This is a genomic window from Staphylococcus condimenti, assembly GCF_001618885.1.
Lineage (GTDB): Bacteria > Bacillota > Bacilli > Staphylococcales > Staphylococcaceae > Staphylococcus > Staphylococcus condimenti.
Genome location: NZ_CP015114.1, coordinates 2,061,207 through 2,087,633, shown reverse-complemented (window position 1 = coordinate 2,087,633; position 26,427 = coordinate 2,061,207). Strand labels below are relative to the sequence as shown.

Here is a 26,427-nt window from a genome sequence, read left to right as displayed (position 1 = left end):
GACAGAATATACATCCTGCGTTCAATTATCTTAGATTTATAAAATTATTGAGAATATGTACAAAAAAGCACGAGCAATATTGCCCGTGCCTTTGATTTTAATTTACTTATGAACTCCAAAGTTCTGCAAGACCTTGGAATGAGAAGATACCTGTAATAATGGTAACAACAACTGCGATGATACCAAATACTAACATCCAAGTTGGATGTTTATAATCTCCGACAATCGATTTTTTCTTACTAGCGACAAGAATCGTACCTAATGTAATTGGTAAGATTAAGCCGTTCAAAGCACCAGCAATAATCAATAATTTGATTGGTTTACCGATGAATAAGAAGATTAAAGTAGAAACAACGATGAATGTGATAACGATTAAGTTACTGCGTTTCATCAATGATTTACTCAATGTTTTTAAGAATGTTGCACTTGTATAAGCAGAGCCAATTACTGAAGATAATGCAGCTGCAAATAATACAACACCAAAAATATTTTTACCAATAGGTCCTAAAGCATGTTGGAATACAGATGCAGGTGGGTTTTCAGGGTCTAATGTAACCCCTGTTACAACTACACCTAATACTGCTAAGAATAAAAGACCACGCATTACACCAGTAGTTAAGATACCAGAAATAGCTGATTGGTTAACAAATGGTAAATATTCTTTACCTTTAATACCAGAGTCTAAAATTCTGTGTGCACCTGCGAAAGTAATGTAACCACCTACTGTACCGCCGACCAGTGTAATAATCGGTAATACTAATGCTGCAGGATTTTCTGGTAATACCATTCTATGTGCTGCTTCTAAATATGGAGGATTTGAAACCACCATTACATACGCAACAATTAAAATCATGAGTACCCCTAAAACCATTGTTACGACGTCCATAACTTTTTGACCGCTTTTACTTACGAATACACCGATTGCTAAAACGGCCGTAATCGCTGCGCCCCATTTTACATCAATACCAAAGATTGCATTTAAACCGAGCCCAGCACCGGCAATATTACCAATGTTAAATGCTAAACCACCGATTGCTATCAGAATGGAGATAAAAGTCCCTAGTCCTTTTACCATCTCATTCGCGATTTCTTGTCCGCGTAGACCTGTTACTACTAACACACGCCAAATATTGATTTGTGCACCAATATCAATAATAATTGATAGCAAAATCGCAAATGCGAAGCTTGCTGCAAATTGTGCTGTAAATACAGCAGTTTGTGTTAAGAATGCTGGTCCGATTGCTGATGTTGCCATCAAGAAAACTGACCCGAGTAACAGGCGTTTATGCTCCTTTGTGAACTCGAAATCCGTCTTTGTTTGGTTCTTTTCTCCCATATATTAACCCCCTAGTTTCGTAATCGAAATACCTTCTTTCGTTAATCTTTCTCTGATTTTTGATACAAATTCTAATGCATGTGCACCATCGCCATGCACACAAATTGTATCTGCTTGAATATCTATTTCAGTTCCATCTTTTGCTGTAACTTTGTTGTCTTTAACCATCTTAACCACTTGATCAATTGCTGCTTCTGTATCTGTGATGACAGCGTCACTTTCTTTACGGCTGACTAATTGGCCGTTTGATTCATAACGTCTATCTGCAAATACCTCAGATGCTGTTTTTAAGCCGACAGCTTCAGCTTCTGAAATAAGCAATGTATTAGATAATCCGACTAAGATGAGTGATGGGTCCACGTCATATACCGCTTGTGCGATTGCGTGTGCAATATCTTTGTCACGCGCACCCATGTTATATAAAGCACCGTGTGGTTTCACATGATTAATTTTCACATCATGAATTCGGCTGAATGCAGATAATGCACCTAATTGATATGCTACTAATGTATAAATTTCATCAAGAGCCATATCAATATTACGACGGCCAAATCCTTGTAAATCATGGAACCCAGGATGTGCTCCAATACCTACTCTGTGTTCTTTAGCTAATTTAACTGTTTCGTTCATAACATTTTCATCACCTGCATGAAAACCACATGCAATATTCGCTGAAGTAATCAATGGAATAATTTGGTGATCTCCGCCAAATGAATAATTACCGAATGCTTCGCCTAAATCACAATTTAAATCTACTTGCATTTTAAGAAGCCCCCTTAATAATATGATGACGGTCTAAGAATTTAATATCTACATCGCTAGCATCGCCATTTGCATATGCAGGATATGACAATACAGCATATAGGAAATCAGCAGTTGTAGAGAAACCGTCAATAACCATTTCATCTAATGTCGCTTTCAATTTATCAATCGCATGTGTACGGTCGCTGCCTTTAACAATCACTTTAGCAACAAGTGAGTCATAGTAAGGCGATACAACGTAATTAGGATATAATAATGAATCTACACGTACATTAAATCCTTGCGGTAAATGCAATGCTTTTACTTTACCTGGTGATGGTTGGAATTTACGTTCTGGATTTTCAGCATTAATACGTGCTTCAATTACATGACCTGTAAAGTGAATATCTTCTTGCGTAAATGGCAACTCATCATGTTTCATTAAGTATAATTGCGCTTGCAATAAATCACGGTCAGCGCGCATTTCAGTTACAGTATGTTCAACTTGAATACGTGCGTTCATTTCAATGAAATAATAAGCATCTTCAGTTACTAAGAATTCAATAGTACCTGCACTGCGGTAGTTAGAAGCTTTCGCTACTTTAACAGCGTCTTCGCAAATAGCGCGACGTCTTTCATCTGTAAGTGCGGCACAAGGTGATTCTTCAATTAGTTTTTGGTTTTTACGTTGTACAGAACAATCACGTTCACCTAAATGAACATAATTTTCTTTACCGTCTCCGATTACTTGAACCTCAACGTGTTTAGCTACTGGAATAAAGGCTTCAACATAAATACGATCATCATTAAAGTATTTTTTACCTTCACTTTGTGCTTCTTTAAATGATTTTGCTAAATCTTCCGGTTCTTTAACGATACGGATACCTTTACCGCCACCGCCGCTTGCAGCTTTAAGTACGACTGGATAACCGATTTCTTTTGCAATTTCTTTAATCTCTTCTACTGAATGTACTGCACCTGTTGAACCTGGGATAATTGGAACTCCAGCACTGTCAACGGTTTGTCGTGCAGTGATTTTATCACCCATCATTTCCATCGTACGTCTTGTTGGTCCGATGAAGTAGATATCATTCTCTTCTACTTTTTGTGCGAAAGTTGGGCTCTCTGATAGGAAACCATATCCTGGATGAATGGCATTTGCGCCTGTTATTTCTGCTGCTGCAATAATACGTTCAATATTTAAATAGCTATCTAAAGGATTGGCTTCTCCGATACAGATGGCTTCGTCTGCCAAACTAACATGCAGACTTTTTTCATCTCCCTTCGCATATACAGCAACCGTCTTAACGCCTGATTCGCGACAAGCACGGATAATACGTACAGCGATTTCTCCTCTGTTTGCAATTAAACAACGATCCATGAATTTGACACCCCTTTATTTAACTTCAATCAATGCTTGATCATATTCGACATTTGTTCCGTGGTCGACTAAAATCGCTGCTACTTCTCCATCCTCATCACTCGTTACTTCGTTCATCACTTTCATTGCTTCGATATAGCCGATAACGTCACCTTTGCTGACTTTGTCGCCAACTTTAACAAGTGGTTCTGTTAATTCTTTTGTATCTTGCAAGAAGAAAGTACCTACCATCGGTGCATTTATTGTTTTACCTGCTGGTGCTTCATCAGCTGCTGAAGCATTGTTGCTTTCAGGCGTTGCATTTGAAGTCGCTTGTGTTTGAATTTGAGCTGCAGGTTGTGATTGTTGCGGTGTTGAAAAATCTAATTCAATTTCACGTTCTTCATCTTTATATTTAAATTTGTTTACTTCATTTTCTTTTACTAAGTTTATTAAATCTTTAATTTCTTCTAATTTCATTATTGTTCCCCCTCTAGTAATTCGCAAATACGATTAGACGTAATTCTTAATTCCCGTAAATCAAATAATGGTTCAGTTTCTACATCTTTCAATATATCTTCGAAACCATTGTTATATTCTTCTAAATCTTTAATCGCATCTTCAATTGAAACCCATTCAAAATTGATTTTTTCTCCAGGTTTCTTTTGTGCTAACACACTTAAGTCTAATTGTGTTACAGTTGCTATTTTTGTATAACCGCCGACAGTTTGCTTATCATTCATTAGAATAATAGGATTACCGTCATTCGGTACTTGAATGCTGCCTAAAGCAACAGGTTCTGAAATTATATCTGCACTTTCTTTTGGTGGAACAGATGGGCCTTTCAAACGGAATCCCATACGGTCTGATTGTTCAGAAATCTCAAATGGTTCCGATACTAAACCTTCATGGCTTTCATCTGAAAAACTATCGTATTGAGGTCCTTCTACAATACGAATTGTATCTGTTGTTTCATGGATTAAATCCAATTCACTCGTAAAGCCTACATGCTTACGATATTGTTCATTCAATTTTTGATGAATAAAGTCATCTTTTTTAAGCGGTCTTCCTTCATGTCCGCCCATTTTTGTACGTGTATGCGTTGAAAAACTTCCAGCTACTTCAGGCACATCTATTGGATGACCGAAGAATAAATAACCGCGTGCACCTTTAATTGCCGCATTCATTGCAAGTTCATCGCCTTTATAGACTTGAACAACAGTTTGATGCGGCACCGGTTCTCCATTTAATTCAGCTTTAAATTCTGCACCTGTAACTACTATCGTATCATCTTCTAAAAAAGTTAGTGTCGGTCCGATGATTGTAGCTTCGATAGCTGGTCCATCATTGCCAATCAATGTTTGACCTAAACAGTAACTATAAATATCTAAGGCACCTGCACCAGAAAATCCGTCTTTTTGATAGCCGATGCGCCCTTCATCTTGAATTGTAGAAAAAAGTCCTGGCTTTTGTATTCTAATACTCATCTTGAATGTTCACCCATCTTTCCATATCAAAATCCGGTTGATGCTTTGTTTCTAAAATCTCATCAAAATCAGCTTCGCTGATTTCATAAAATTGAATATTGTCACCTGCGGCATAAAGTGTCATCGGTTCACGATTTAAGTCAAAAACATCTAATGGTGTGCGTCCGATAATTTGCCAGCCGCCTGGTGAATCTTGCGGATATAAACCTGTTTGATTATTCGCAATGCCCACAGAACCAGCATCAATACGAACTCTTGGTTCATCTCTTCTTGGGGTATACAGACGCTCATCTAACCCTCCGAGATAAGGGAACCCAGGCATAAATCCTAGCATATAAATTAAATAAGTTGGTTCTGTATGTAATTTTATCACTTCATCAGTTGATAACTGATTGTGTTCGGCTACTGTTTCAAGATCCGGTCCGTATTCTCCCCCATATACGACTGGAATGCGTACTACCTTAGAACTTTCAGATGTTTCAATATTATCTAAATCTAAATGATCTAGATTCAATGTATCTATAAGTTCCTTTGCATTAATTTTTGTTTGATCAAAATGAATCATCACCGCTCTGTATGAAGGAACAATTTCAGTAATTGCTTCAACATTTTGTTGTCCTAAATACTTAACAATCTGCTGAACCTTTTTAAAAGTTTCAGGATCAATTTGCGGTTCAAATTTAATCATAATCGATTGCTCATTTATGATTTGATAATCCATCTTATAGCCCCCTTTGTTTAAAATTGCTGCGATTCGGTTAGATGTTAAAAACTAAAAAATACTATCCCGAAATCACGCTATTTTTTATCCATTGTGTTTAGATTTTTATTTATACAGAAAAATCCAACAATATCCATTATAACATTTTTAAATACTCTGTTTCGATCAAGAAGAATATTATTTCTTTGTAAACTAAATTATTACTTAGTTTTAATTTTTTTAATTCTTATTAATCAACACTCAGCCCATATTCGTGTAATTATTCTGATAACTTTACATGTAAGCCTTTACATTCGTATTGTTATACTATAATACATCTTTTACCGAAGTAAAAGACTTTTTTTGTACAAATTTTACACCCTTTCTTCCTATTTAATAGTTCCAGCTAAATACATAACTATCTCAAATTAGTTTTGCGCCTTTATTTTAATACTTAAACTTAATTTTTATCATCCATAAATAAAGAACAGACAACAGATAACTCGATAAGTTTTTTTAATACATTCATACTTTCTCTGCATACTTTGAAACGTATCAAGATTATCTGTCTGTTCTTTATTTTCAATCTATCCTAAGAAATTATAGATGTCTTTTTTATAGATTTTAAGTACACGCATGTATATGAATTGTGTAACAAATGCAACGATAAATGGTACAACAAAGAAAGCAATAGCAACAAGTATGATTTTCATCATAAAGTTGTCACCCTCTAAGAATCTAAATGCATTGATAGGACCAACTAAACCAATGATACCGAACCCTGCAGATTCTTTTGTTCCGCCTATCCCAATAAAACTTGCCACAAACCCTGAAATTGCAGCTGTTGTTGTAATCGGTAATAACATAATCGGATAACGTACCATATTCGGTAACATCATTTTTACACCACCTAAAAAGATAGTAAGCGGCACACCGAGACGATTGACTCCCCATGTTCCAAATACTAATACTGCTTCAGCAGACGTAATACCTATAGAAGCTGAACCTGCTGCGAGACCGCTGATACCGATAGCCATTGAGGTAGCAACCGTTGAGATTGGTGAAATAATGATAATACTATAAACGAGTGAGATTAATACACACATTAAAATAGGTTGCATTTCTGTAAAAGTATTAATCATTTGGCCAATACCTGTTGTCACGAGTTTAACGTAAGGCAAAGTATGTAAAGTAACAAAACCTGTAAACACCGCTACAAATGTCGGTAAAATAATTAAATTCAAACTACCGAAACGTTCTCCGATAAGCAAAATAAGTAACGAAGCCAGTGCTGCTGCAAGCATTGTATTAATCAAATCACCGATACCTGTAACTACCCATGTTCCATTTTTGAACACGGCTGCCCCACTTCCTATAAAAGAAGATCCTGCTACGACCGAAATTCCTAAAGGAGAGAAATTAAATCGATGTGCAACAAGCGCACCTACTAATAACGGCACTCCAAATTGAATTGATGTTGTAATCAATAACAATTCTCCGAAAATAGGATGATGTGGTTTTAAAGCTTTCAAAATTTCACCTAAAATTGCATTCGGAATCAATCCAGCAATAATCGCAATAGCCACTCCATTCAATACGTTGAATAAAAATGTCTTTGGTGTAACTTTAGTTCCTGGTTTAGTAAGTGTGTTTGACATAATAATTTCGCCTCCTAAGTTGTATTATAAATTTTGTACGAATTTATTTTTGTAATATTCTGATAATAGATTGAATTGATTATAAAGTCAATATCAAATTCGAGTTAAATAGTAGGAAATGTGCAATTTTAGTATTTTTATGAAAAAGAAGGCTAGATTTTTCTTCGCATTCCTAGAATTACTATTTTTAAAAGTCAAAACACATAAAATATAACGACCACTTAATATCAATTCCAAATTGTCACACTACCGACATAAAATTTTCAAAATATGACGATTAATTGTCCTTTTATTTATTTGTAAATCTGTAATAATAAAATGTAGCATTTACACAAATCGTAATGGTTCCTATATAAATAGATAAGAGGTAACAATACATGAAAAATATATTTAATCCGCTTCAAAGACTACACTTCTATGCGGCCATCTTCATAACGCCGCTTCTCATCACTCTCACATTATCCGGAATCGCATATCTCTTCTTTCCAGAAGTTGAGAATCATCTTTATAAACACGAATTCTACGGACAAAGTGAGCACAAACAACAACAATCATTAAATGATGCAATCAAGCAAATAGAAAAAGATCACCCTGGATATATGATTAACAAAGTCAGTATGATGGAAGCACCTTACAATAACCGAATTACAATCGGCGATATGGATGGTAATTCGTACTATATCTTCTTAGATAATCATAATCAGATTGTTGCACAACAAAACGCTAAATATACTTACTCAAATATGACAAGAAGTATACATAGCTCTTTATCTACAGAAAACACAGTTATCAATTACCTTGATGAACTGACTGCCTGTTGGACAGTATTTATGATACTTTCAGGTATTTATATGATGTTCCGCAAACGTTTGTTAACACAAAACAGTCGTAACTTGCGTTTCCAGAAATGGCATTCAATCGTAGGTATTATCATTGCTGTTCCAATGTTGGTTCTTGTTTTTACAGGACTGCCTTGGTCAGGATTTATGGGGGATAAAATCAATAAAATCGCAACTGCTTATCCTGCTTTAGGACAAACACAAATTGCTGCTAATCCTCCTAAATCAGAAGAAAATGAAATCCCTTGGGCAATGAAAAAGAAACAAGCCCCTGATTCAAGCGGCGGCGGACATCACGGCGGTATGGCAATGCCGATGACCCACTCACCTGGACAATTGTCATTAGATAAAGTAGTAGCTGATGCGCAAAAAGAAGGTTTAAAACGACCTTACGCTATCGTTTATCCAACAAGCGCAGATGGCTCATTCACATTATCACGCGCAAGCAACAGCGGTGTTACTGGCTTTGATGTATCACCTTATAAAGAAACAACAATGTATATGGATCAATATACAGGCAAAAAGTTAGGACAAGTCAATTACCAAGATTACGGCATTTTAGCTAAGTGGTTGACTTGGGGGATACCGCTTCACGAAGGACATCTATTCGGTATCGCAAACAAAATCATTAATCTATTAGTATGTATTGCCTTCTTAGGCGGTATTATCTTTGGATTTATATCTTGGTTCAAACGTTTAGGACGTATGAAAACACCTCAACCTTTACCAAGACGTATTAAAAGACCGATGTCTATCGGCTTGATCATCACACTTGTCATTTTAGGTATTTTAATGCCGCTATTCGGCTTCTCCCTTATTATTGTCTTTATCATAGAAGCATTGCTTTATTGGAAAGATAGACGAAAAGCAAAACTGAATTAAATTTTAAGGCTGATACAGTTTGCATTTAACATGCACTGTACCAGCCTTTTTTCATTTATAATTTCTCCAAAACGTTGTAGTTTCAGCTTTATCTTTTAAATTATATTCAATGATATCTTTCAATAATTCATAATCTACTTCGTCAGACCATTTAATTCTGAATAAATTTTCCGTATACGTATAACCGTCTTCTTCAAAACGATCAACAAATGGTTTCATCCCAGCCGCTTCAGGATTCACTGACATATGTGCTTTAGCTTTACTAAAACCGATAATATAAGTTCCATGGTGCGTATACATTGGTTGATTCCATTTGATAACTTTTTCTAACTCTGGAAATGTTATGTCTATCCAATCAAAGATATGTTCCATCTTCTGCCTATGTTCTGGTTGTTCAATTGTATTTAAGTACTCATTAAAATAACCCATTATTTTCACCCCTTCAGTTTCTTACTTTAAGTATATCCGAAGTATTAAAAGTGAAGCTATTATTTTTATATGCATTTCAATCAAGAAATAAAGATGCAACATTTCTAATCATTAGTTCTCAATCATTTTAAAATGTACTAAGCTAAATCATCTTCTACTTCACCATGTGATGAAGCTAAACCAAAGATATAAAATAAAATTCCCATTACTATAAGTGCTATAATGCCTGAAACCCATCCTCCTGTTACGTCATGCAACACTCCGACAAAGAAAGGTCCAATTGCTGCCACAAAATAGCCTACAGACTGCCCAAAGCCTGATAATGCAATACTTCCATCACTTGTTCTTGCACGAATAGAAAAGAATGTCATACATAAACTAAAACCAGAACCCATACCGAATCCTGCTAAAATCATTCCGATGATTAATAATGTGAATGACTGTGTAAAGAATAATGCGAATCCAATAATGAAAAGCGCAGAGACAATCGTAATTAATAATTTTTGATTCTTCATTTTAGAAGCAAGAATCGGGAATAAGAAAGTCATCGGTACTTGAGCAAATTGATTCAGCATCAATAAATAACCGGCATTTGACTGGTCAACCCCTCTGTCTACCAAAATCGAAGGCACCCAAGCTACAAATGTATAGAAAATCATAGACTGAAATCCCATCATCAAAGCAATCGACCAAGCTAGTTTCGAACGTGAAACATGATATTTCTTACGTTCTTTCTGCTCTATATCTTCAAGCATTTCTTTTTCAGCTTTAAAACCGCTTTTCATCTGCGGCAGCCAAAGTATTAAGGCAACCATTCCAAAAATCACCCAAAAAGCAAGCGATAAGCGAAAACCGCCTATTTCAGATAGAGGGAAACTCATACCTCCTCCTAAGCCGGCTGTAAAATTCATTGTTCCGCTATATAGTCCTGTCATAACTCCGACTTGCAATGGAAATTTCCATTTCACATAACTCGGCAATACTACATTGTTAAGCGCAATACCAATACCTAATAAAATAGTGCCGGCTATAAAAACGTTGAAGCCTCCTAAAATTCGAACAATCAATGCGATTAAAATAATAATAATTGCCATAAAAACAGTACGTGACATTGTTAATTTAGCAGTAATCTTCGAAACTATCGGCGATATGATACCGAAAATAATCAACGGAATCGTAGTTAGAATACCTGCTACACTATTCGAAATATGAAGCGCTTCTTTAATTTGATCAATAACTGGCCCTACTGCTGTCAATGGTGCACGCAAAGTGGATGCAACTAAAACAATTGCAATAACTAGAACCCAGCTATCTTTTATGCGTCTAGGTTGAAACGGTGTATTCGATGACATTTAAATGCTTCCTTTCCACATCATTTTGTTTTCAAAAAAGTTGAGAGGCATGCAAACCGGATATATCAGTCTGCAGCCTCTACTTAACATTAATTCAATTTTAAGGGGGCAATCATATTATTTCAAGATAGTTCTCTGTCAATTTCATTAATTTTCAGTATTTTTGAAGAACTAAACATTTTTTGTATGGTAAAATAGATGTAAACGATAACATAATAAATACTAGTCGATTCTCTAAAAAATGGAAAGTGTGCGTACATTTTCCATATTATTTTTTAAACAAGGGGGATATTATGAATATAAATACAGTCATGCATCACTTAGATATTTTCAACAATTACGGTTATGATGAAGAAACTGGAGGGATTAACCGTATAGCATTCCGCCACGCAGAAAGACTTGCTGCATTAAAATTTTCAATGTTGTGCCAAGAAGCAGGTCTAGAAGTACACTTTGATTACTTCGGCAACGTGATTGCACGTCGTAAAGGAAAGGACAACTCACTCCCGCCTGTAATGTTAGGTTCTCATATCGACACTGTTAAAGATGGCGGACGCTACGATGGGTTATTAGGTGTAGTTGCAGCTCTTCAAGTCGTACAACATTTAAACGAACATCAAATTGAAACAGACCACCCTATTGAAATCGTCGCATTTACATGTGAAGAATCATCACGTTTTAATAAATCAACACTCGGCAGTAAGTATTTAATCGGTGATCTTACTAAAGATGATATGAAAAAATTAACAGATGATAGAGGTAAAACACTTTTTCATTTAGTAGATACTTTAAAACAAAGTATGCCGTCAGATTCCGACATTTATCATAAAGGTGATTTAAAAGCATACCTTGAACTGCATATTGAACAAGGTCCGATACTGCAAAACAAGCATAAAGATATCGGTATCGTAACGCACATTGCTGCTCCTCACCGTTATAAATTAAAATTAATCGGTGAAACAAGTCATTCTGGTTCTACACCTATGCCGATGAGAAAAGACGCTTTAACTGCAGCATCAGAAATCGCATTGAAAGTCGAAAGCATTGCACAAGCACATCATCAAGAAGGTATTGTCGCAACTGTAGGTTATATCCAACCCTTCCCTAACATGATGAATGCCATTCCAGGTGAAGTAAAAATGTTGATTGATGTACGCGGAAAAGAATCTGACTCAAGAGAAAAAGTCGCTTCTGAAATTGAAAAAGCGATTGAAACAATTACAGAACGTCGAGATATCAAAGTTGAATTAGAAGACTTAGGTTCAGACACACCTGTGAACCTCAATCCAGAAATCGCTGATATTACAGAAGATGTTTGCGAAGGACTTGGATATTCATATCGGTTTATGTTCAGCGGCGCAGGTCATGATGCGATGAATATGGCACTCATTTGTCCTACAAGTATGATCTTCATTCCTTGTAAAGACGGTATCAGCCACTCGCCGAAAGAATCTGTCGAGGTTTCTGAAATAGAAAAAGGTGTCAATACTTTAATCGGAACTACTATAGAACTTGCTAAAAAAGATACAGCTTTATAATTAAAAGGTCTGCCTCAATTATCAAGGCAGACCTTTTGCTATTGGCTATAATTGTTCAAGTTCATTCAAATTTTCATTGTCTAAAACCTCTACACAATAATGCGTTTCACCACAATTCGGGCACTTAAATTTACGTGTTTTAAATGTATGGTTTGCTAACATCACTTGAGTGAAAGTTGGTTTAAAAGTATGTTGGCAATTTGGACATACATAGCTGACATTTTTATAATATATCCAACTTACCCCTGCTGCATAAGCCAATAAAAACGGAGCAGTAATACCAATCGGTTTAAAGTCATGTTTGATGATTGAAGCTGCAATACTGCCATATTGTACGATACCTACGAAGCCTGCTGAAATCATAATATTACGTCTGAAGTGTCTCATTTCAATCATTCCTTCTGAAATATCATTGAATTTGAGGACGTTAGAAAGCGGTTCTTCACTTTTTTGACCGATTACATGATTCAAGTTTTGAATCTGTTTGAGCTTTTCCTGTTGCTTTGCCAATTGTATCTCCAAGGATTCTTCTTTTTGTTTAAGCAAAAACTTCAACGTTTTTATGGAATCCGCTTCTTCCAAAAGAACTTTAATCTCTTTTAAAGAACAATCCATTTCTTTCAACACGTTAATGATTTCTAACCTTATCTTAGCCTTGTCACTAAAATATCGTCGGTTATTTTCAACGCTGTCTGGTTTCAACAAACCCTTTTGATCATAATATTGAACTGTCCTCACAGAAACATTGCACATTTTAGCTAACTCACCTGTTGTATATACCATATTTTCAACCCACCTCAATTCTCTTTAAATTTGCTTATTATCATTGAATCACTTTCTTCCTCAATTTCACATTACAATATGACCCCGCGTCACAAGCAAACAGTATTTAAATCTTTTTTTACTTTTAAGACCCCGCGCAGTCTGAGCCTTTTAACTATTCTACTTACTTCTTAATATTATCTTAATAATCTTATCAAAATAATAACTTTTATAAACCTAGCTATAATGCTAAACTTTATTCAAATACATATTTTTCAGATAATAATTCATAAAGGATGGTTACTTATATGAAAGTATTGATTACAGGGGGTTCCGGTTTTATAGGCTCTCATATTGCCGAAAAGTGTCATAATGAAGGGCACGAAGTGTTTATTATAGACAACTTATCTACCGGAAAAAGAGAGAATATTCCTTTCATAGATGAAACTCATTTTTATCATGAGAATGTTAAAAACTTCGAATTGATAACAGAATTAGTTAAAACACATCAATTTGATTACGTGTTCCATATGGCTGCGATGGTCAGTGTCGTTGAAACGGTTGAAAAACCTGTAGAATCAAATGCGGATAACATTGATTCTACAATCCACTTATTAGAAGCCAACCGTCAATATAATGATCATTTAAAAAAATTCTTCTTTGCTTCATCAGCTGCAATTTATGGAGATTTGCCAGATTTGCCGAAGTCAGTGGAAGGTTCAAATGTCAATCCTTTATCACCTTATGCAGTCCAAAAATTTGCAGGTGAACAATATTCAAAAATTTATCATTCCTTATACGGACTTCCGACTGTCGCACTACGTTTCTTTAATGTATATGGTCCGCGTCAAAACCCAGAATCAGATTACTCTGGCGTATTATCTATAATAAATCAAAAATTCTTAAATAAAGCACCTTTTACCTTCTTCGGAGATGGAAAACAAACACGCGATTTTATTTATATCAAAGATTTATTACAAGCCATCTGGATTGTGATTCAAGATGAAGAGACAAATGGAAAAGTCTATAATGCCGGAACAGGTAATCAAACTGACCTAATTACTGTTTTCAATGCATTCGCAGATTACTTCGGATACGAAGTACCATATAGTTTCAAAGAAGCACGTGCAGGAGATATAAAACATTCTTATTCAGATGTTACGCCACTAAAAGACTTAGGCTTCACTCCTGAATATGATGTGATGAAAGGTATTGCGGAATATCTGAAATACAATCAAGACTGAAGACACAGAAAAACCCAGGCTTAGAACCTGGGTTTTCGCATTTTAATTTTACTTCTTTTGACTTCCATACTGCTTCACTAGATGTTGCATTGTTTCATCCGCTGATTCATCTTCACTTAAGCTGAAAGCATGATCTGGTTTCAAATTAGGATCTTTATCATTGTGGTCTTTAGGCGCAAAACCTGACGATAAAGTTACTTTTTCATCCGGTTTAAAAGTATACTCATAAACATTACCGTCATCTGCAAATAAATATTTCGTAACAGGTTGATTCAAATCTGCTACATTTTGATAACTTTCAATATTCGTTAAGTCCTTAGCTTTAGAATCAAATCCAGTTGTGCCATCTTTTGATTTATACATCACAACACCCACTAAATTATGACGGTCAAATGCTTTAGGTCCAGGTGATCCTTGATTACTGACTTGCATCTCACCTTTTGGTGTCATCGCATACCAATCTCCGTTAGAAATCTCTCCCGCTCCGAAATAGCGGTTTGAAACTGCTAATCCTTTTTGTTTTGCACGCTTATCTGCCCAATCTAATACTTCTTTTTTCATATTTTCACGTTCTTGATCAGATAATTTTTCTTTATTGATTTTAATGTCTTTTGAAGTTGAGGCTTCTTTTGAATGTTGCTGTTCTGTCTGTGCATGTGCATCGCTTGTTTTCTTACCTTCATTACTGCTGCATCCTGTTAAAAGCAAACTCAAACTTGCGACTGCTGCTGAATATGTTAAGAATCGTTTCACGCTATTGCCTCCTATGTATAAAGAATCAGAACTCGTCACTTTCAATCGACGAGTTCCTTTTCTTTGTTAAACCTGCTTATTTTTTATTTCCATCTTTTTTATTGTCATCTTTTGTAATACCGAATTGGTCAATCAATTTAACAGATCTTGGTTCACCTTTGCTGATATCTCCGCGTAGTTGATAAATCTTCACAATCAATTTGTTGCCTTTAACTTCGTATACTGAGAAGTTTTGATCTGAAGAATCACGATTGTTTTCATGACTGTCGTTAAACGCTGCTGTTTTTTGAGGTTGTTCACCTATTGCAAATAAATTGTTGTATTCTTTACGTTGTTCTTCAGTTAACCATTTTAAATCTGGTTGAATTTTCTTAATGTGATCTAATGAACGGCTGTAAATATCATCATATGCTTTTGTACCGCCTGTGTTCGGTAATACGTATACTGAACCTTTAGGGTTGTCATAATATTTAACGCCATCTTTACCTGTCACTTGTTTCGCATCTTCAATCTTCGCATTTACAAAGCTGTTCTTAGTAGAAGTATGTTGTAATACTTTAGTACGTGCTAATACGTGGTCATGACCTTGTAATACTAAATCAACATCTAAATCATCAATTTCTTTTGTTAATTCTTTACGCACTTTTTTAATATCTTCATCAGTCAATGCATGGTAAGACTTAGAGTACATTGGTTTATGCAAGTTTAAAATAATCCATTTAGAACCATTTTTACGTGCTTTTTTAATGTCCTCTTTAATCCATTTCATTTGTTCTTTACCGATTGCTTTTTCATCTGGGTTATCTTTACTTTTCTTATTGTCGTTTGTATTAGCAACTACCATATGTGCATTATTGTAATCAAATGAATAGTATGAACCGCCATTGACTGCATTGTTTGCTTTAGGCACATTAACGTGGCGGTTGAATCGATCTAATAGCTTTTTGTCATCTTCATTGAATGGATACTCATCGTGGTTACCTGCTGCAGCTGCAATAGGTAAAGACATAAATGATGGACGAGATTTATCGTAAATATCATTCCATTCATCTTCCGTTTGTGAATTCTCTACAAAGTCCCCTGTATGCAATGCAAAGTCTGGATTACCTGCTGTTTTAATTGCTTCTGCAATTGTATTTGCACCAAATTGTGCTTCATTTCTCACGTGTTCGTTCCAGTAAGCATTTTGTGTATCCGTATATTGTACGAATTTAAATGGATCTTTTTCGCTGCCGCCTGTTTTAAATTGTCCCACTTGGCTTTGTTCACCATTTTTGCTTCCTACTTTATAGTAGTATTGTGTATTAGGTTTTAAGTCTTTAGCTTGTGCTTTGTAAACATATTCTTTTTCATTTTTCAAAGAAGCTTTACCGTGCTGATCTCCACTTGTCCATTCAGGACCACTTACATTTTCATCCGTATAATAACCATTGATTTTTTCTTTACCATTCTTATCTTTAACAGGTTCACCTTCATCATTTTTCTCTACATCTGCAAAAATAAAGTGTCCTGTTTTGTCTCTTTCTATGTATTGAGAGTCCACTTGTTTTGCTTTGGCTTCAAAAGTCTTAGCATCTTTCATATCTTTAGAAGTTGAAACCCATACTTGAGGTTTTTCTGCTTTATCAGTCGTATACCAGTTGAATCCCATTTCTTTTTGAGGATTACCGTTGAAGTTTGTAATGATTCTATTAGGTGTGTTCTTTTTAGGAATCGGTGCAACTTCAGGTTTTTCTTTCATCAATTTGATACCATCTTTATTTGTTGCTTGTTGTGATTGATCATTTTGCTGTGTTTGTTGGGATGCAGCTTGATTATTTGTATCCGCTTCTGCATTTTGCGGTGTCCCTGCTGCTAATAACAACATTAAACTTGCCATACTGCCCGCTACAATTTTAGTCATCTTGATATTCTTCAATGCCCTACCTCCAAAATAGATATGATTTAATAAGGGAAGCATTCAACCTTAAAAATAGAAACCTTAAAACAGTTAATTATGGTCGTTGACTCCCTTTCACCTAAATTGTAGCAACCAAGTTTTAAGAAATTATTAATTTAATGTTAGGACTGTAAGAATTATTCATGAGAATCATATAAACCAACAATAATTATATTGTTTTGTTTAATCAACGTAATAAAATACTATACATAGTATTTTAAGGATTACATGAACCCAAAATAAAAACTCCCGTATTTTAACAATACGAGAGCTATTGGCACTTCATTTATTCAAATGCATGAATCGTGCCATTTTTAATTGTTGTTGAGACATTAATATTATCATCGACAATAACTAAATCAGCATCTTTACCAACTTGAATACTGCCTTTTTTATTATCAATATCTAAAGCAATCGCTTGATTTAAACTTGTCGCACGCCATACTTCTTCTAAAGATGACTCTGTGAATGCTATTAAATTACGCACGCCATCGTTCATTTTTAAAATACTGCCTGCAAGTGCGCCAGAAGCTAAACGTGCTTCTGATCCTTTAACAGTAACATTTTGTCCGCCTAAATCATACTCTCCATCTGGCATTCCTTTAGCACGCATTGCATCTGTAATCAAGTAGAAATGCTGATTGCCTTTCATTCTGAACGCTGTCTTAATTGCAGCAGGATGTGAATGTATACCATCTACAATTGCTTCTGCATTAATCTCATCATTCGTCCATACTGCACCAAAAACGCCCGGCGCACGATGTTCAAACGGTGTTCCTGCATTATATAAATGTGTTGCATGTTTAGCACCATGTGCGACAGCTTCATTCACTTCATCATATGTCGCAACAGTATGCCCGATTGAAAAAATAATATTATCACTGAGTGCTTCTAAAGCTTCTTTTGCACCTTCTACTTCTGGCGCAAAAGTCATGACTTTAATATTACCTTGTGCAACTGCTTGGAAATGTTGAATCGCATCGATAGTAGGTCTTTGTACATATTTTGGATTTTGTGCACCTACTTTATGTTCTGAAATAAAAGGCCCTTCTAAATGAACCCCCGCTACCTCAGCAGCATTTTCTTTGTCTTGAAACTTCATATATTCCACAACATTTTCCAAAGCACGGTCAATGTTTTCCACAGATTGTGTCATTGTGGTCGCTAAATATGTTGTTGTCCCTTCAGATAATAATGACTCAGATAAATGTTTCATCCCGTCAAAAGATGCATCCATCGCATCTTCTCCATAACCGCCATGAATATGAATATCAATAAAACCAGGCAAAATATTTTTACCCTCAGCATCAATAACTTGTAAGTCACCGTTATAATCCCCTGAACCTACTTCAGCAATTTTTCCATTCGCAACTCTGATGTACCCTTGATCTATTACTCCATCTTCTGTATAAATATGGCCATTAGCCACTACAAATTCTGTCATTGTTTTCCCTCTTTTGCGTAATGTATAGTCATCCGTATTTTACCATATATTTTATAAAGATTTTTTAAAAGACAACTTATGTAATGATAATAATGAAAAAACAGAAGCATTTTCAGCCCCTGCTCATCTCATTTGTTATTTTAATCTTTAACCAATATACCTTTTTATTTTCTGCTCAGCTACCAACAATGCTTATTTAATCAATAAATATTGCACTATACCTATCACTGTCGAAAAAATTCCAGTAAAACCTACTGCTATAGAGAGCATCAAAGTTAAGTCTCTTCTCAAATCCTTGAAGCTGTCTTTTACGTCATTGACACTTTCTTTTACATCATTAACACTTTCTTTTACATCATCTATACATTTGAATATCATTTGATGTTCTTTGCTGTTTAATGCTTTAAACTCATCGATACGCTCGTGTATCATTTGATGTTCCTTAGAGTTTGTTTCCTTGAATTCATCTATTGTTTTATATATTTGCTGATGCTCTTTGCTGTTAGCTTCCTTGAATTCATCTATCGTTTTATATATCTGTTGATGCTCTTTGCTGTTTGTTTCTTTGAATCCATCAATACTTTGATTTAACATACAAACATTGTTTTCTCTAGCCTCTTTAAAATTTTGAAAATCTGTTTCCAATCGATCTAATCTTTTAATAATGATTGAATGTTGCGTGTTACTTTGTTGATTGTTTGGGTGTGTGTTCATGTTGTTTCCTTCTTTCTTAATGTCATTGTGAACGTTAAGCATTTTACCTACAGTTGAGTATGCGATTTTGCCTTTACATTAAGATAAGAAATGTTGGACTACGTTAATGAGAGCTATAGTAGCTGTCACGATAGTAGCACCTAAACCTAATTCCCACTTCAAGTCTTTCTTAAATTCATCAAATTTATTGTTTATTTTCGATTCAAGATTATCTATTTTTTTGTTCATTTTCGATTCTAGATTATCAATCTTTGAATCTAGACTTTCTATTTTATTGTCTATCTTTGCATCTAATTTCTCTATTTTTTCGTCAATAGCATCTATTTTTTCATGCAGACGTTTGTGTTCTTTTTCATTTTCTTTTTCAAAACTGTTAATTTTTGTACTCAAAAGACGATAATTCGTATCCTTATTTTCTTCCAAATGTGTCATTCTTAATTCTAAATGATCTAATCTTGTGATGATTGCTGAATTTTGCGCGCTGCTTTGATGACTATTTTGTTGTGCACTCATGTTGTTTCCTTCTTTCTTAAGGTGTTTTATACTTTGTGAAGTGCCTGCAAAATTAGGATGGTTAAAATACTAAGAAGGTATCACGCAATTCATATTCAATTTTAAAATCAACTTACGTTCTACCTTACTCATCGTTTTTCAACCACCTTTCATCATCTTTCACTTACCACAATCTTTTTATCTTTTACAATAAAATTAAAATAATAATATTATACAAAATTCACAGAGAAATTGCGAGCAAAATCTCACCTTATTTCTGATTTATTTTTCCATTCTCAGACGCTGCTAAAATGCTGTAGATGGTTTCTAAATAAGGTGTATAAAGATCCAAAGATTGTCCTGTCCGATATATAAATCCTTGAATTGCATCCACCTCTAAAGGCGCACCATTGATAATGTCATAATACATACTCGTTCCCATATCATCTGGATACCCTGCATATATTTTCATAATATCTTCTACAATTGTTTCTGGTAACACAATACCTACTGCTTCTGCTATTCTTTGTCCTTCTTCTAATAAATTACGACATAAATTGCGGATTTCTGGCACTTTTAAAACCGAAGCAGTTTGTCTTCCCGCTGCAGTTACTGAATTAATACCAAGGTTGACGAGCAGCTTATACCAAATATACGTTTCGATATATGATTGAAGTTGAAACTCCAAACGCGTATCTGCTAATTGCTCAACGAGTTCAGCAGTATATTCATCTTCTTGCAGCTGCAAAATGCGATCTCTGAAATGTACAACACCCTCATCTGTTTTTTGCCCGCTGATATAAACAACCGCTTGATATACATGAGGATGGTCAATTTTTTCAATTTGACCATGACCGTTTTGTGCCAAAATAATCACGGTATCATCATCAATCACATGTTCCATTTGTTCAATTACACGATCCAATTGATGTGTTTTAACCGCTATAAAGAGTACGTCTAATGTGTCATTGAATCGTGCTAATGTTTCAGTCTCAATAACTGCTTCTTCTTTTGTATCACGTTGTTGATAAAGGACTTCCCCCTCTTTTCTCCCAAACAGATGTACTTGATTTGAATTGAAATTACGCAAAAGTTCATAAGCAATTGTAGTACCGACTGCGCCTGGTCCAATAATTCCATATTGTAGATCCACTTAAATCACCTCGAAATTTCCTTATTTGTGTTATTATATCGTTATATTAAATAAAGGATATGATGAAATGAAACAATTAAGCAATTTATTTGATATGAAGAAGAATAACGAAAAAATAACAATGGTGACAGCATACGATTATCCAAGTGCTAAACAAGCAGAAGCTGCTGAAATTGATACTATTTTAGTAGGCGACTCTTTAGGTATGACCGTACTTGGTTATGATAGTACTGTACAAGTCACTTTAAACGATATGATTCATCATGGAAAAGCAGTACGTCGCGGTGCTCCAAATACCTTCGTAGTCGTCGATTTACCGATTGGTACTGTGGGTATCAGCGATGAAAAAGACTTAGAAAATGCGCTGCGTTTATATCAAGAAACAAAAGCTAATGCAGTTAAAGCTGAAGGTGCACATTTAATCAGTTTTATTACGAAAGCAGCAGCAATGGGTATTCCTGTTGTGTCTCATTTAGGCTTAACACCTCAAAGTGTCGGCATTATGGGATATAAGATGCAAGGTTCTACAAAAGAAGCAGCAAAACAGTTGATTTCAGATGCTGAAGCAGTCCAAGAAGCGGGTGCTGTGATGTTGGTATTAGAAGCGGTACCGAGTGATTTAGCTGCGTTAATTTCTGAACGCTTAGATATTCCTGTTATCGGAATCGGTGCAGGCAAAGATACAGACGGACAAGTATTGGTCTATCATGATATGTTGAATTACGGTCAAGAACATCGTGCGAAGTTTGTGAAGCAATATGGTGATTTTTCAAATGGTGTTGAGGCTTTACATCAATATCATAAAGAAGTACGTGAAGGTATCTTCCCTTCAGAAGCTTATACGTATAAGAAACAAATCTTGGAGGAATTAGATTAATGACTGAGGTAATTACAAGTATTCAAGATATGCAGCGTCTTGCTCGTGATTTTAAATATGACGGCAAATCTATCGGGTTTGTTCCTACTATGGGTGCATTGCATGATGGCCACTTAACAATGATGCGTCGTTCGGTTAAAGAGAATGATGTGACTGTGGCGAGTGTATTTGTAAACCCGCTTCAATTCGCACCTGGCGAAGATTATGATGCTTATCCGCGTGATATTGAAAAAGATACAAAAGCCGCTGAATCTGCTGGTGTCGATTATGTCTTTCATCCAAGCGTAGAAGCGATGTACCCTGATGAAATCGGAGTAGCATTAAAAGTCGGCAGATTGGCTGAAGTTTTAGAAGGAGCGCAACGCCCTATTCATTTCAATGGTGTTGTCACTGTTGTAAATAAGCTTTTTAATATCGTACAGCCTGACCGTGCTTACTTTGGTAAAAAAGATGCCCAGCAACTTGCGATTGTCGAAAAAATGGTTCAAGATTTCAATCATCCTATTGCGATTGTGGGTCAAGATATTGTACGTGAAGACGATGGTTTAGCTAAAAGTTCGCGCAATGTGTATTTGACAGAGCAAGAACGCCAAGAAGCACCTGCTTTGCAAAAAAGTTTGAAACTGGCTGAAAAACTCTATCGTGAAGGCGAAAGAGAGAGTAAAATAATTGTGGAAGCGGTCACTGCTTATTTAGAATCGCATACAAGCGGTCATGTTGATGAAGTTGCCGTTTACAGTTATCCTGAATTAGTCGAGCAGCATCACATCAAAGGTCGTATTTTCATCTCGCTCGCAGTTAAATTTTCTAAAGCACGCTTGATAGATAATCTTATAATCGGAGATGAAGAAATTGATTAGAACAATGATGAATGCTAAGATTCACCGCGCACGTGTGACTGAATCAAACTTGAATTACGTGGGCAGTATTACAATAGATGCAGATATTTTGGATGCGGTAGATATTTTACCGAATGAAAAAGTAGCGATTGTTAATAACAATAATGGTGCACGTTTTGAGACGTATGTGATTAAAGGAGAACGCGGAAGCGGTAAAATTTGTTTGAATGGTGCTGCTTCACGCCTTGTTGAAGTGGATGATGTTGTCATCATTATGACATATGCACAATTAAATGAAACTGAAATTGCAAATCATGCACCTAAAGTAGCTGTAATGAATGAGAAGAATGAAATCGTTGAAATGATTCACGAAAAGGAAAATACAGTTGTGTTGTAATTAAGGATGACCATTTTATATTATCTATAGTTATATTTATGTACTTGTGCATTGAAGAAGGTAAGTAAAATATAATAAATACAACAACATTATGGCATACCAAACCCCTTACTATTGGCGTAGTAAGGGGTTCTTTTTGGTATTATTGGTGGTTATCGTCGTCTTTGCTGCGATGGTTCAACCAATATGCAAACCGCACAACGATGCAGCTTCTATCGTCGAAACGATAAAAGTATATATCGTTTCTAACAAAAAGCCTTTGCTATAGATTTTCAGCAAAGGCTTTTTTGAATTCTATTATTTAATATGTGTACGAACGAAGTTGCCTGTGGCACCATTCATTGCTTCGCCGCCAGCCATTTCTGCTTTGGCGTAATTTGTTGTTGAATTTGCCCATATGTTGTAGCCATACGTACGTAAACCGAAGATTTGATAATTGCCGTTGACCATTGGTGAACCTGACGCACCTGCACGGAATTTATCTTTCGTTTGTAATTCAGTACCGTTTGAAGATTTTTGGATGAAGCGGTAACTGCTCCAATGCGTCTTTGTATTGTCGCCATTTTGCCAAGGATAACCTACAGAATATAACTTCGTGTTATATTTCAGACCATTAATCTGTGAATTTGAAGCTAATTTTAATGGTGTTGCATATTTAGACATTTTTTCTTTCGTATACACCAAAGCGACATCTGCATTTGGTACTTTCACGACTTTTGTAGCATGAAAAGTATAAGGACGTTTAGATCCATCTCTTGCCATATCGAATGAAATATATTTTGGATTAGCTGCAGAACCTTTCGCATTATCAATTACATGTGCATTAGTAACGAAAGTATAGTTGCCGATGACTGTGCCCGTTCCCATACTGTCTTTTCCTAAACCTTTCCAACCATCTTTATTACTTACTCTTCCAACTGCTTTATATTTCGTATTCATTGTATTTGAAATATGATGAATGTCTAAGACACTATTTGAGATTTTTTTAGCTTTCGGATAAGCTGTTGCCTCATTATTACTTGCCATTCCATTATAGTAATAGTCCCCAGCCGCATGTGCTTCTTCTCCGCTCATACCTGAAAAAGAAAAGCCTACAATAGCACAAACTGCTGCCATTCCTACTTTAAAACTTTTAACTTTCATCTTTAATTTGCCCCTTATTATTAATTTAATAATGAATTGTGTTGCATTGAATGCTAAATACATTTTACTTTTAAAAGAAAGATAATACAATCTATTTCTGAATTTAAATTATACTGATAAACTCTCTTTACTTTACCTGTTGCTTTTTCGCCCTACTTCCTTTATGATGATTTTGTAAAGTAATGGTGATGCGGTTTAAGATTATGAAAATATTGCATTAATACCTCGCTACACGATTTGTTAGTGCACTTTCTCGCATTGCTTAACAAAGAAAAATAACAATAAGTCCACTGGAAGTGCCTGTTCATACAGGCTGAGATTCTCATAGGGATGAGAAAATTCTTGGAACCTGATCCAGTTTATACTGGCGTAGGAAAGTGGCGTATTGCACTTTTTGATGCGCTGTTTTCCTATATGGAAGCAGCGCTTTTTTTGTGGCTAAATCGAAGAAGGTATTTAATATGTATGTTGCGATAACGCCATATCGCGTATTAACCCAACAAGATTTAATACACTATATAGAAATTGAATCAGTGATTGATACATTAATTTTCAGAACACCTATGGAACCAAAAGAATTAATAAATCTCATAAAAAATTTAATGCAAGCAGGTTTTCCTAAAGACAAAATTACAATCCATACTGATACCGACACTCTACAAAAACTAGATTTGAATGCCATTCATTTTCGTGAAGGAGATGAACGTGCGTACAACTTTAAAACAGCAAACCCTGATATTTGCGTCAGTATGTCGACACATAACAGCCAAAGTGCGCAAGCAGCTGAGGCGCACAACTTGGACTATATCTTGTTCGGTCACCTTTTCCAAACAAAATCTAAACCAGGAAAAACACCAAGGACAAACTCTGAAATCGAGTCAGTATTAAATGTCAATATTCCAGTTGTTGCATTAGGTGGCATAAATGCAGACACATTAAGTCTTGTGCCAAAAGGATTTTCAGGCATTGCTGCGATTTCGTATTTCAGAGAACAGGATTTAGAGACCATTCGTTCAGCAAAGGAGGCTGAGTAAAAATGTTTGATTTAATTATAGTTGGTGCAGGCGTAATTGGAATGTCGATAGCTCGTCATTTAAAAGATAGCGGTATGCAAATTGCATTAATCGATCGTGATATTGAAGGACAGCATGCTTCTTATAAAGCAGGAGGTATGTTGGGTGCACAGAATGAATTTAAAGAAGACAGTCCTTTATTCCGACTTGCTCTAAAATCACGAGAAAAATTCAACGCTTTAAGTATAACTTTAAAAAAAGAAACTGGTATCGATATCCAGTACCAACAAAATGGACTTATCAAGATTGCGACAAATGAGAGAGACGTAGACGATTTGCATCAACAATACGAATTTTTGCATCAACATGATAACGATGTTCAATGTTTAAATAATACAGACTTAGGCGAATTGACACATTACCTGGTTAAAAGTTCTGAAGCAATGATGTATGTGCCTCATGATCATCAAATTAATGCGAATCATTATACAAAAGCCTTGCACACTTCACTGACATCAGATGATTCAGTAACGCGCTTTAATCATACAAATGTAGAAAATATAGAACGAGAAAATCATCATTATATTGTATCAATTAAAAATAAAAACAAAACGACTGAATTAAAAGCAGAAAAAGTAGTTGTAGCTGCAGGAGCTTGGGCAGGATTTTTAGCGCATGATTCTGAAATACAAGAAAGAGTCAGTGGTGTCAAAGGCGAAGTCTTATTAGTAGAAAATGACGATTTAGATTTAAAACAAACACTGTTTATGACTAACGGGTGCTATATCGTACCAAAACCGCCAAACCGTTTTTTAATCGGTGCTACTAGTTACTTTGATGATTATTCTGTTGGTGTCAGTGTTGAAGGCAAAGAGTGGTTATTGCGAGAAGCGATTGAACGTGTTCCAGAACTTGCGAGCAGCCGCGAATTAAAATATTGGTCAGGCGTACGCCCCTGGACACAAGGCGAACAACCAATTATGGATGAAACAAAACCTGGTCTTTGGGTAATCACGGGTCATTATCGTAATGGCATTTTACTGTCACCGATTATCGGAGAACTGATGGCAGAATGGTTGAAAACAGGTGAGCGACCAGAAGAATTAGCACCTTTTAAATTGGGGAGGGAATCTTATGAAGTGCATCATTAATGGCGATCCATTTACGTTTGATGAAGAACTCAGTATCCAAAACATTTTGGAATCATTAGAGTTAGATCCAAAACGTGTCATAGCAGAACATAATCAAAATTTAATTCAACGTGACGATTTCAAAGACCAAATCGTACGCGAAGATGATCGACTAGAACTATTAGAATTTGTTGGAGGCGGATAA

At 35.5% G+C, this 26,427-nt stretch carries 26 protein-coding genes and 1 riboswitch; of the genes, 9 read left to right on the top strand and 17 right to left on the bottom strand.

Going from position 1 to position 26,427, the window contains the following annotated elements:
• Window positions 1–106: 106 nt before the first annotated feature.
• The 7 genes from A4G25_RS09950 to A4G25_RS09920 all read right to left on the bottom strand — a co-directional run bounded on the left by A4G25_RS09950 (window position 107) and on the right by A4G25_RS09920 (window position 7,282).
• A complete protein-coding gene (locus A4G25_RS09950) occupies window positions 107–1,336 on the bottom strand; it encodes an NRAMP family divalent metal transporter (RefSeq protein WP_047132499.1) in 1,230 nt (409 codons plus the stop codon).
• Between the two features lie 3 nt (window positions 1,337–1,339).
• A complete protein-coding gene (pxpA, locus tag A4G25_RS09945) occupies window positions 1,340–2,098 on the bottom strand; it encodes a 5-oxoprolinase subunit PxpA (RefSeq protein WP_047132500.1) in 759 nt (252 codons plus the stop codon).
• Window position 2,099: 1 nt separating this feature from the next.
• Window positions 2,100–3,458 carry an acetyl-CoA carboxylase biotin carboxylase subunit gene (locus tag A4G25_RS09940; RefSeq protein WP_047132501.1) on the bottom strand — a complete coding sequence of 453 codons (1,359 nt, stop codon included), beginning with the start codon at window positions 3,456–3,458 and terminating at the stop codon, window positions 2,100–2,102.
• 15 nt (window positions 3,459–3,473) lie between these two features.
• Window positions 3,474–3,917 carry an acetyl-CoA carboxylase biotin carboxyl carrier protein gene (gene accB / locus A4G25_RS09935; protein WP_047132502.1) on the bottom strand — a complete coding sequence of 148 codons (444 nt, stop codon included), beginning with the start codon at window positions 3,915–3,917 and terminating at the stop codon, window positions 3,474–3,476.
• Window positions 3,917–4,924 carry a 5-oxoprolinase subunit C family protein gene (locus A4G25_RS09930; protein WP_047132503.1) on the bottom strand — a complete coding sequence of 336 codons (1,008 nt, stop codon included), beginning with the start codon at window positions 4,922–4,924 and terminating at the stop codon, window positions 3,917–3,919. The genes accB and A4G25_RS09930 overlap by 1 nt, the downstream gene beginning before the upstream one ends.
• A complete protein-coding gene (gene pxpB, locus A4G25_RS09925; RefSeq protein WP_047132504.1) occupies window positions 4,914–5,645 on the bottom strand; it encodes a 5-oxoprolinase subunit PxpB in 732 nt (243 codons plus the stop codon). Before pxpB ends, A4G25_RS09930 begins: the two co-directional genes overlap by 11 nt.
• Window positions 5,646–6,211: 566 nt before the next feature.
• Entirely contained in the window at window positions 6,212–7,282 is a 1,071-nt protein-coding gene (locus A4G25_RS09920) for a PTS sugar transporter subunit IIC (RefSeq protein ID WP_047132505.1), read from the bottom strand.
• A gap of 377 nt (window positions 7,283–7,659) precedes the next feature.
• On the opposite strand from A4G25_RS09920, the gene A4G25_RS09915 reads away from it, so the two are divergent.
• Window positions 7,660–9,003 carry a PepSY-associated TM helix domain-containing protein gene (locus tag A4G25_RS09915; protein ID WP_047132506.1) on the top strand — a complete coding sequence of 448 codons (1,344 nt, stop codon included), beginning with the start codon at window positions 7,660–7,662 and terminating at the stop codon, window positions 9,001–9,003.
• 51 nt (window positions 9,004–9,054) lie between these two features.
• Here A4G25_RS09915 and A4G25_RS09910 read toward each other — a convergent pair whose 3' ends face one another.
• On the bottom strand, window positions 9,055–9,432 hold the full coding sequence (locus A4G25_RS09910) for an iron chaperone (RefSeq protein WP_047132507.1): 378 nt from the start codon (window positions 9,430–9,432) through the stop codon (window positions 9,055–9,057).
• A gap of 137 nt (window positions 9,433–9,569) precedes the next feature.
• A complete protein-coding gene (locus A4G25_RS09905; protein WP_047132508.1) occupies window positions 9,570–10,784 on the bottom strand; it encodes a CynX/NimT family MFS transporter in 1,215 nt (404 codons plus the stop codon).
• Window positions 10,785–11,077: 293 nt separating this feature from the next.
• Between A4G25_RS09905 and A4G25_RS09900 the strand changes: the two genes are divergently transcribed.
• The gene (locus A4G25_RS09900) at window positions 11,078–12,322 is read left to right on the top strand and encodes a Zn-dependent hydrolase (RefSeq protein WP_047132509.1); all 1,245 of its coding nucleotides are present in this window, start codon (window positions 11,078–11,080) and stop codon (window positions 12,320–12,322) included.
• Window positions 12,323–12,367: 45 nt separating this feature from the next.
• Here the strand turns inward: A4G25_RS09900 and A4G25_RS09895 are convergent, their stop codons facing one another.
• Window positions 12,368–13,105: a MerR family transcriptional regulator gene (locus tag A4G25_RS09895; RefSeq protein ID WP_047132510.1), complete on the bottom strand. Its 738-nt coding sequence runs from the start codon at window positions 13,103–13,105 to the stop codon at window positions 12,368–12,370.
• Between the two features lie 287 nt (window positions 13,106–13,392).
• On the opposite strand from A4G25_RS09895, the gene A4G25_RS09890 reads away from it, so the two are divergent.
• Entirely contained in the window at window positions 13,393–14,328 is a 936-nt protein-coding gene (locus A4G25_RS09890; protein WP_047132511.1) for an NAD-dependent epimerase/dehydratase family protein, read from the top strand.
• 48 nt (window positions 14,329–14,376) lie between these two features.
• Here A4G25_RS09890 and A4G25_RS09885 read toward each other — a convergent pair whose 3' ends face one another.
• From A4G25_RS09885 to A4G25_RS09860, 6 genes are all read right to left on the bottom strand, one after another.
• A complete protein-coding gene (locus A4G25_RS09885) occupies window positions 14,377–15,081 on the bottom strand; it encodes a hypothetical protein (protein WP_047132512.1) in 705 nt (234 codons plus the stop codon).
• Between the two features lie 76 nt (window positions 15,082–15,157).
• A complete protein-coding gene (locus A4G25_RS09880; protein WP_371093617.1) occupies window positions 15,158–16,999 on the bottom strand; it encodes a purple acid phosphatase family protein in 1,842 nt (613 codons plus the stop codon).
• 307 nt (window positions 17,000–17,306) lie between these two features.
• Window positions 17,307–18,464 (bottom strand): N-acetylglucosamine-6-phosphate deacetylase, encoded by a 1,158-nt coding sequence (nagA, locus tag A4G25_RS09875; RefSeq protein WP_047132514.1) that lies wholly within the window; start codon window positions 18,462–18,464, stop codon window positions 17,307–17,309.
• A gap of 192 nt (window positions 18,465–18,656) precedes the next feature.
• Entirely contained in the window at window positions 18,657–19,178 is a 522-nt protein-coding gene (locus A4G25_RS09870; protein ID WP_047132515.1) for a DUF3106 domain-containing protein, read from the bottom strand.
• A gap of 78 nt (window positions 19,179–19,256) precedes the next feature.
• Window positions 19,257–19,691 (bottom strand): hypothetical protein, encoded by a 435-nt coding sequence (locus A4G25_RS09865; RefSeq protein WP_047132516.1) that lies wholly within the window; start codon window positions 19,689–19,691, stop codon window positions 19,257–19,259.
• A gap of 250 nt (window positions 19,692–19,941) precedes the next feature.
• On the bottom strand, window positions 19,942–20,823 hold the full coding sequence (locus tag A4G25_RS09860; protein WP_047132517.1) for an oxidoreductase: 882 nt from the start codon (window positions 20,821–20,823) through the stop codon (window positions 19,942–19,944).
• Between the two features lie 67 nt (window positions 20,824–20,890).
• On the opposite strand from A4G25_RS09860, the gene panB reads away from it, so the two are divergent.
• From panB to panD, 3 genes are read left to right on the top strand one after another with little or no spacing between them, the layout of a single operon-like run.
• Window positions 20,891–21,700 (top strand): 3-methyl-2-oxobutanoate hydroxymethyltransferase, encoded by an 810-nt coding sequence (gene panB, locus A4G25_RS09855; RefSeq protein WP_047132518.1) that lies wholly within the window; start codon window positions 20,891–20,893, stop codon window positions 21,698–21,700.
• Window positions 21,700–22,560, top strand: coding sequence for a pantoate--beta-alanine ligase (panC, locus tag A4G25_RS09850; protein ID WP_047132519.1), 861 nt, complete (start codon window positions 21,700–21,702; stop codon window positions 22,558–22,560). Before panB ends, panC begins: the two co-directional genes overlap by 1 nt.
• Entirely contained in the window at window positions 22,553–22,936 is a 384-nt protein-coding gene (gene panD / locus A4G25_RS09845) for an aspartate 1-decarboxylase (protein WP_047132520.1), read from the top strand. The genes panC and panD overlap by 8 nt, the downstream gene beginning before the upstream one ends.
• 297 nt (window positions 22,937–23,233) lie before the next feature.
• Here panD and A4G25_RS09840 read toward each other — a convergent pair whose 3' ends face one another.
• The gene (locus A4G25_RS09840) at window positions 23,234–24,079 is read right to left on the bottom strand and encodes a trypsin-like serine peptidase (protein ID WP_052766767.1); all 846 of its coding nucleotides are present in this window, start codon (window positions 24,077–24,079) and stop codon (window positions 23,234–23,236) included.
• A 282-nt stretch (window positions 24,080–24,361) separates the two neighbouring features.
• A riboswitch (TPP riboswitch) is annotated at window positions 24,362–24,472 on the top strand.
• Window positions 24,473–24,540: 68 nt separating this feature from the next.
• Between A4G25_RS09840 and A4G25_RS09835 the strand changes: the two genes are divergently transcribed.
• The 3 genes from A4G25_RS09835 to thiS are packed head-to-tail and all read left to right on the top strand — an operon-like array spanning window position 24,541 to window position 26,427.
• The gene (locus A4G25_RS09835; protein ID WP_047132521.1) at window positions 24,541–25,113 is read left to right on the top strand and encodes a thiamine phosphate synthase; all 573 of its coding nucleotides are present in this window, start codon (window positions 24,541–24,543) and stop codon (window positions 25,111–25,113) included.
• A gap of 2 nt (window positions 25,114–25,115) precedes the next feature.
• Window positions 25,116–26,243, top strand: a complete 1,128-nt coding sequence (thiO, locus tag A4G25_RS09830; protein WP_047132522.1) for a glycine oxidase ThiO — start codon at window positions 25,116–25,118, stop codon at window positions 26,241–26,243.
• A complete protein-coding gene (gene thiS / locus A4G25_RS09825) occupies window positions 26,227–26,427 on the top strand; it encodes a sulfur carrier protein ThiS (protein WP_047132523.1) in 201 nt (66 codons plus the stop codon). The genes thiO and thiS overlap by 17 nt, the downstream gene beginning before the upstream one ends.

Coding starts and splice junctions, on each gene's coding strand:
- A4G25_RS09950 (WP_047132499.1), bottom strand. CDS start 1,336: ATGGGAGAAAAGAACCAAACAAAGACGGATTTCGAGTTCACAAAGGAG.
- pxpA (WP_047132500.1), bottom strand. CDS start 2,098: ATGCAAGTAGATTTAAATTGTGATTTAGGCGAAGCATTCGGTAATTAT.
- A4G25_RS09940 (WP_047132501.1), bottom strand. CDS start 3,458: ATGGATCGTTGTTTAATTGCAAACAGAGGAGAAATCGCTGTACGTATT.
- accB (WP_047132502.1), bottom strand. CDS start 3,917: ATGAAATTAGAAGAAATTAAAGATTTAATAAACTTAGTAAAAGAAAAT.
- A4G25_RS09930 (WP_047132503.1), bottom strand. CDS start 4,924: ATGAGTATTAGAATACAAAAGCCAGGACTTTTTTCTACAATTCAAGAT.
- pxpB (WP_047132504.1), bottom strand. CDS start 5,645: ATGGATTATCAAATCATAAATGAGCAATCGATTATGATTAAATTTGAA.
- A4G25_RS09920 (WP_047132505.1), bottom strand. CDS start 7,282: ATGTCAAACACACTTACTAAACCAGGAACTAAAGTTACACCAAAGACA.
- A4G25_RS09915 (WP_047132506.1), top strand. CDS start 7,660: ATGAAAAATATATTTAATCCGCTTCAAAGACTACACTTCTATGCGGCC.
- A4G25_RS09910 (WP_047132507.1), bottom strand. CDS start 9,432: ATGGGTTATTTTAATGAGTACTTAAATACAATTGAACAACCAGAACAT.
- A4G25_RS09905 (WP_047132508.1), bottom strand. CDS start 10,784: ATGTCATCGAATACACCGTTTCAACCTAGACGCATAAAAGATAGCTGG.
- A4G25_RS09900 (WP_047132509.1), top strand. CDS start 11,078: ATGAATATAAATACAGTCATGCATCACTTAGATATTTTCAACAATTAC.
- A4G25_RS09895 (WP_047132510.1), bottom strand. CDS start 13,105: ATGGTATATACAACAGGTGAGTTAGCTAAAATGTGCAATGTTTCTGTG.
- A4G25_RS09890 (WP_047132511.1), top strand. CDS start 13,393: ATGAAAGTATTGATTACAGGGGGTTCCGGTTTTATAGGCTCTCATATT.
- nagA (WP_047132514.1), bottom strand. CDS start 18,464: ATGACAGAATTTGTAGTGGCTAATGGCCATATTTATACAGAAGATGGA.
- A4G25_RS09870 (WP_047132515.1), bottom strand. CDS start 19,178: ATGAACACACACCCAAACAATCAACAAAGTAACACGCAACATTCAATC.
- A4G25_RS09865 (WP_047132516.1), bottom strand. CDS start 19,691: ATGAGTGCACAACAAAATAGTCATCAAAGCAGCGCGCAAAATTCAGCA.
- panB (WP_047132518.1), top strand. CDS start 20,891: ATGAAACAATTAAGCAATTTATTTGATATGAAGAAGAATAACGAAAAA.
- panC (WP_047132519.1), top strand. CDS start 21,700: ATGACTGAGGTAATTACAAGTATTCAAGATATGCAGCGTCTTGCTCGT.
- A4G25_RS09840 (WP_052766767.1), bottom strand. CDS start 24,079: ATGAAAGTTAAAAGTTTTAAAGTAGGAATGGCAGCAGTTTGTGCTATT.
- A4G25_RS09835 (WP_047132521.1), top strand. CDS start 24,541: ATGTATGTTGCGATAACGCCATATCGCGTATTAACCCAACAAGATTTA.
- thiO (WP_047132522.1), top strand. CDS start 25,116: ATGTTTGATTTAATTATAGTTGGTGCAGGCGTAATTGGAATGTCGATA.
- thiS (WP_047132523.1), top strand. CDS start 26,227: ATGAAGTGCATCATTAATGGCGATCCATTTACGTTTGATGAAGAACTC.